Annotated in this window: 6 protein-coding genes; 3 read left to right on the top strand and 3 right to left on the bottom strand. The window is 65.2% G+C overall.

Annotated features, from left to right (window positions below; genetic code table 11):
• Both JNN06_RS05800 and JNN06_RS05795 read left to right on the top strand, forming a co-directional pair.
• Nucleotides 1-776: porin (locus JNN06_RS05800; protein ID WP_291238650.1), on the top strand; the 776-nt coding region annotated here is incomplete at its 5' end.
• Nucleotides 777-876: 100 nt separating this feature from the next.
• Nucleotides 877-1530 (top strand): YggS family pyridoxal phosphate-dependent enzyme, encoded by a 654-nt coding sequence (locus JNN06_RS05795; RefSeq protein WP_291238649.1) that lies wholly within the window; start codon nt 877-879, stop codon nt 1528-1530.
• On the opposite strand, the gene JNN06_RS05790 is transcribed toward JNN06_RS05795, so the two are convergent.
• Genes JNN06_RS05790 through ribA form a run of 3 tightly spaced genes read right to left on the bottom strand, consistent with a single transcriptional unit; the run spans nt 1527 to nt 5050 of the window.
• Entirely contained in the window at nt 1527-3410 is a 1884-nt protein-coding gene (locus JNN06_RS05790; RefSeq protein WP_291238648.1) for an alpha-amylase family protein, read from the bottom strand. The genes JNN06_RS05795 and JNN06_RS05790 overlap by 4 nt on opposite strands.
• Before the next feature lie 54 nt (nt 3411-3464).
• Nucleotides 3465-3956: a L,D-transpeptidase family protein gene (locus JNN06_RS05785; RefSeq protein ID WP_291238647.1), complete on the bottom strand. Its 492-nt coding sequence runs from the start codon at nt 3954-3956 to the stop codon at nt 3465-3467.
• The gene (gene ribA / locus JNN06_RS05780) at nt 3953-5050 is read right to left on the bottom strand and encodes a GTP cyclohydrolase II (RefSeq protein ID WP_291238646.1); all 1098 of its coding nucleotides are present in this window, start codon (nt 5048-5050) and stop codon (nt 3953-3955) included. The genes JNN06_RS05785 and ribA overlap by 4 nt, the downstream gene beginning before the upstream one ends.
• Nucleotides 5051-5202: 152 nt before the next feature.
• On the opposite strand from ribA, the gene JNN06_RS05775 reads away from it, so the two are divergent.
• Nucleotides 5203-5539, top strand: a 337-nt coding sequence (locus JNN06_RS05775; RefSeq protein ID WP_291238645.1) for a response regulator, incomplete at its 3' end; no start/stop codon positions are given.

The following is a 5539-nucleotide window of genomic DNA, read 5'->3' as shown; positions in this document are numbered from 1 at the left end:
CTCGCGTCGTGTTCGATCTGTCGGCTGAGTCGGACAACGGCCTGTCGTTCGGCGCTTCGTTCCGCGCTGACCAAGCTGGTGACGACGCTGAAGGCGGCGCCAAAGGCAATACCGACATGGGCAAAGGCACCATCTGGGTGTCGGGTGGCTTCGGCAAGCTCGCCATGGGCGACGTCGTTTCGGCTGGTGAAGCCGCTCTGGGCGACCTGTCGGGCGTGGGCTACACCGGCCTCGGCGATTTCTCGGACATCCCGTACATCAACGGCGATGACGGCAATGACTTCGACGGCACCGGCGCTCTGTATTCGTACTCGGCCGGCGCCATCGGCTTCCACCTCGGCATGACCGACGGTTCGGACAACGACCCGACCACCGTTGACGCAGACGCTTCGTACTCGATCGGCGCTTCCTACGGCACCGACGCTTACTCGGTCGCTCTGGCCTACCTGTCGGGCACCCCGGGCAACGACACCGCTGAGGAAATCATCCTGGGTGGTTCGGGCAACATCGGCGCTGCCAAAGTCAAAGCCTACTACGCTGACTTCAAAAACACCGCGATTGAAAAATCGTTCGGTCTGTCGGTCGACTACGGCATGGACGCCACCACCCTCACCGCCTTCGTGCGTCGTGACGACCTCGGTGCAACCGATGCCGACACCTTCGGTCTGGGCGTTGCCTACGACCTGGGCGGCGGCGCTGCTCTGAAAGCCGGTGTGGTTGACTCCGACTACCTGGCTGACACCGTTGCCGACCTCGGCATCACCATGTCGTTCTGATCCTAACGGATCAAAACGAAGGAAAGAGCGGGCCTCGGCCCGCTCTTTTCTTTTTCTGATCAGGGTTCTATCTCTGGGCAAACGTCAAAAGGGGCGGGCCATGGGGTTGGAGCAGATCAAGGCGCGGGTCGCAGCGGCGACGCAGGCCGCGGGGCGACCGGAGGGGGCGGTGACGCTGATCGCTGTCTCCAAGGTGCAGCCGCTGGAGCGGGTTGTTGCCACGCTGGAGGCCGGGCAGCGCATTTTCGGCGAGAATTACGTGCAGGAAACCGCTGGCAAATGGCCCGATCTGCGCCAGCAATTCGCGGGAGTCTCGGTCCATATGATCGGCCCGTTGCAGACCAACAAGGCCAAGACCGCGCTGGAGCTGTTTGACGCCCTTCACACGCTGGATCGCCCGTCGCTGGCCGAAAAGCTGGCGCGCCTGGTGCAGGCGCAGGGGCGCTCGCCCGAGCTGTTCGTGCAGGTCAATACCGGGGCCGAGCCGCAAAAGGCAGGCGTCCTGCCGGATCAGGCCGATGATTTCATCAAGGCCTGTCAGCTGATGGATTTGCCGGTGGCGGGCCTGATGTGCATTCCCCCTGATGGCGAGGATTCAACCCCGCATTTCAAGGCCTTGGCCGAAATTGCCGCGCGCAACGGCCTGCAAGGCCTGTCGATGGGTATGAGCGGCGATTTTGAAAGCGCCATTGCCCATGGCGCCACCCATGTGCGGGTGGGCAGCGCCATTTTCGGGACGCGCAGCGCGCGTTAGACCAGCCAGACCCGACCCTGCGGCGGCAGCGACAACCCGCCGTCATGCAGGGTCACCTGCGCCTCTGACAGCTCGTCATACAGCTGCTGCATCCCCTCGGCGCGCAGCCAGCCTTCCGGCACATGCAGCCAGCCATCGGTGAAGTTGAACAGGCACAGCACCGTCCGCGCCGGGCCGCGCCGGGCCACAGCAAACAGCCCCGGCACCGGTGGCACCAGCACGACCGTGGGCACGCCGCCATGCAGCTCGGCCACCGCGCGACGGTGGGCGAGGATATGCCGCAGGCCCTGGAAGCAACGGGCCGAGGGGCTGTCCCCCTCGCGCGCCGCAGCCAGCGCCCAATCCATCCGGGGCCGATGCACCCAGCGACTGTCATGGGCATGTTCCGGCACGGAGAGATAACTGTGATCATTCAGCATCGCCAGCTCATCCCCCATATAAATCAAGGGGATACCGCCAAAGCTCGCGATCAGGGCATGTCCCAGCAAGATACGCTGCACTGCGGTCTCCGCCGCCGGACCATCGCCCTCGTTCACCGCCTTTTCCAGACCTGCCAAGGCGGCGAAACTGCCAGAGATGCGCTTGTCGCCGGTCAGAGGGTTTTCCTGAAACAGCCGCCCCCGGGCAAAGCTGCCCGGCGCCTGCCCCTCATAGAAATCCGCAAGCCAGGCGCGATGGGCCGGGCCGCTGATGCCAAACACGCCCGCATCCTCATCAGTGATGGCCCAGCCGATGTCGTCATGGCAGCGGATATAGGTCGCATAAGTGGCATTGGTCAGCGTCGCGGGGAAATGCGTGCGCAGCACATGGGTCATCATCCGCGTGTCGCGGGTGGCCAGCGCATTCCAGAATTGCACCATCAGGCTGTTGTGATAGGCGAGGTTGCCCTCCTTGCCGTCATGCCGCCCGCGCCCCAGATAGGGAAGCATCTCGGCCGGGGCGACGATGGCCTCCTCCAGGTGCAGCACGGCGGGGCAGGCGATGCGGCAACAGGCGCGCAGGGCCTGCAACAGCATATGCACCTCGGGTTCCGACTGGCAGCGCGTGCCCATGCGCTTCCACATGAAGGCCACCGCATCCAGCCGCAGCACGTCGACGCCGCGATTGGCGAGGAAGAGCATGATCTCGGTCACTTCCAGAAAGACCTGCGGATTGGCCCAGTTCAGATCCCATTGATGGTCGTTGAAGGTCGTCCAGACCCATTTGTCGGTCGAGGGATCATGGGTGAAATTGCCGGGCGCATTGTCGGGAAAGACCTCGACCAGCGTTTCTTCAAACCGATTTGGCAGCTCGGGCGAATCGAACATCAGGTAGTAATCCTGATAGGCCGGGTCGCCGGCGCGGGCGGCTTCGGCCCAGGCGTGTTCCTTGGCGGTATGGTTCAGCACCAGATCAATGCACAGGTTCATGCCCCGGTCGCGCAGGGCGCTGGCGACCTGTTCCAGATCTTCCATCGTGCCGAGATCGGGGTTGATAGCGCGGTAATCCATCACCGAGTATCCGCCATCGCTGTCGCCAGGGCGCGGTTTCAGGCAGGGCATCAGATGCACATAGGTGATGCCAAGCTCTTGCAGATAATCCAGCTTGTCCAACACGTTGCGCAGGCTGCCCGCGAAACGGTCGATGTAGAAGACATAGCCCGCCCGATCGGGGCGCTGGAACCAGTCGGGTTCCAGATCGCGGTGCAGGTCAAGGCGGCGCAGATCGGCGGGGCGGGCCGCCCAGGCGCTGTGCAGCGCGGTCAGCAGGCGGTCGCAAAAGCCTGTGTAATCGGGGTGGCTGCCATAAAGCGCCTCCAGCATCGGCCAGAGATCGGGCGCGCTGCGCTGAAGTCGCAGCGTGAAAATCTCGTCCTGCTGGGTCTTTGCCTTGCGCGCCATACTGTCCTCCCGCTGCTCGGGCGAGCATAGCGATTTGAAAGCGCTTTGAAAAGCTCAGCCGAGGATGCGCAGCCCCTCGCCGGGGGTGAGACGTGCGGCGATCCAGGCCAGATCGCGCGGGGCAAAGGCCACACAGCCCGCCGTCGGATAGCAGGGCCTGCGCCAGCGATGCAGGAAGATCGCCGAACCGCGCCCGGCCTCGGCCAGCGGATAGTTCCAGTCGGTCAGCAGCACGAGGTCGTAAAGCGGATCGGCCCGCCGCAGATTTTCGTGCGAAAATCTGTGGGGCGCCCGGACCCACTGGTTATACATCGGGTCGGATGTATCGTCGGACCACAGGTCGCCGGGCAGGATCGGCTCGGCCCAGGGGGCGGGGCGCGCGATGCGGTCGGGGCGATAGAGCATGCCGATGATGCGATGCTCGCCCAAGGGCGTGGCGCCATCGCCCTCGCGCTTGGCCTCGGGGGCGATCAGGCCGCCGCGACCGATGGTGCAGGGAAAGCGGCGGCCCCGGAACAGGGCGCCGGTGGGGGTGACGGTGATCACAGGAGATGCCCCGATTTCGCGGCCTTGGTCGCCAGATAGGCCCGGTTTTGCGCGGTCTCGCCCACTTTCAGCGGCACGCGCTCTGTCACGGTCAGGCCTTGCCCCTCCATCATCGCGATCTTGCGCGGGTTATTGGTCAGCAGGCGCACCGCCAAAAAGCCCATGCGCCGCAGCAGCGCGGCGCCGATGCGGAAATCGCGCTCGTCATCCTCGAACCCCAGCCGGTGATTGGCCTCCACCGTGTCAAAGCCTTGATCCTGCAAGGAATAGGCGCGCATCTTGTTGGCAAGGCCGATGCCGCGCCCCTCTTGGTTGAGGTAGAGCAGCACCCCCGCCCCTTCGGCCCCCATCTGGGCCAGAGCCGCGCGCAGCTGCGGGCCGCAATCGCATTTCAGGCTGCCCAGCACATCGCCGGTGAAACAGGCCGAATGCAGCCGTGCCAACACCGGCTGGCTGCGGTCGGGCTGGCCGATCTCGATGGCGTAATGCTCCTCGCCGCCATCTTCGGGGCGGAAGATATGCACCCGCCCGCGCTCCGAGGCGACCATCGGCAGGCGGGCGGCCACCACCTCGTTCATCACGCTCGCGGCGTCCAGCTCTGGTGCGGCCTCGGTCAGGTTGATGCAGGTCAGCCCCTGCGCCACCAGCGCCGCCAGATCGCCCGCTGGATCGGCCACTGGCACCAGCACGGCGGCGGGCAGCAGATGCGCCGATTTCACCAGCCGGATGGCGGCGCGGGCAAGGTTTGCATCGCCCTCGCGCAGGCAGGTGAAGGGCCCTTTCATCGGCACGCGCAGATCATCGGCCGGGTCGGCCATGGCGCGCAACCAGGCGGTGCCAAGATCCGCCGGCACCGCCAGCCGCGCCACATCGCCATGATAAACGCGCGCGCGCAGCGTTTCGGCCCGCCGCGCGGTCAGCGCCAGTTCCGGCGTGCCAAGGCCGCGCAGATCGGCGAGCCTTGCGGGTGTCAGCGCCTCGACCGCCACGGCCACCGCGGCGCCTGCCTCCGAGGTCAGCACCACCGGCACCCCCATGCGCAAATCGCCGCGGGCGCGGGTCAGCCGTTCGATGATGCTGGGGGTCAGGGACATGGGGCTTCCTTTCGCGCCCAGATGTAACGGGCTGCGGGGGAAATTGAAACATATCACGCGGCTGTGACACGAGCGCGTGAAAACCCTGTTGCAAACCTTGCCGCAAGCCGGGCCTGCGCGCATGTCTGAAGCCACAGAGAACGGAGGCCCCCATGGCTCAGCTGCGCAAGATCCTGCTGGTGGATGATGATGACGACCTGCGCGAGGCGCTGTCGGAACAGCTGGTGATGACCGAGGATTTCGACGTGTTCGAGGCCGCCAATGGCCTGGAGGGCATGGAGAAGGCCAAGGCCGCAGCCTATGACATGGTGATCCTCGATGTGGGCCTGCCCGATACCGACGGGCGCGAGCTGTGTCGCCGGTTGCGCAAGACCGGGGTGAAATGCCCGATCCTGATGCTGACCGGGCATGATTCGGATGCCGACACCATTCTGGGCCTGGATGCGGGCGCGAATGATTACATTACAAAGCCGTTCAAATTTCCCGTGC

Source organism: Gemmobacter sp., from assembly GCF_016792925.1.
GTDB lineage: Bacteria > Pseudomonadota > Alphaproteobacteria > Rhodobacterales > Rhodobacteraceae > Gemmobacter.
Note: the sequence above shows the minus strand (reverse complement) of the source record. Positions and strands in the feature narration are given on the sequence as shown.

Coding starts and splice junctions, on each gene's coding strand:
- JNN06_RS05795 (WP_291238649.1), top strand. CDS start 877: ATGGGGTTGGAGCAGATCAAGGCGCGGGTCGCAGCGGCGACGCAGGCC.
- JNN06_RS05790 (WP_291238648.1), bottom strand. CDS start 3,410: ATGGCGCGCAAGGCAAAGACCCAGCAGGACGAGATTTTCACGCTGCGA.
- ribA (WP_291238646.1), bottom strand. CDS start 5,050: ATGTCCCTGACCCCCAGCATCATCGAACGGCTGACCCGCGCCCGCGGC.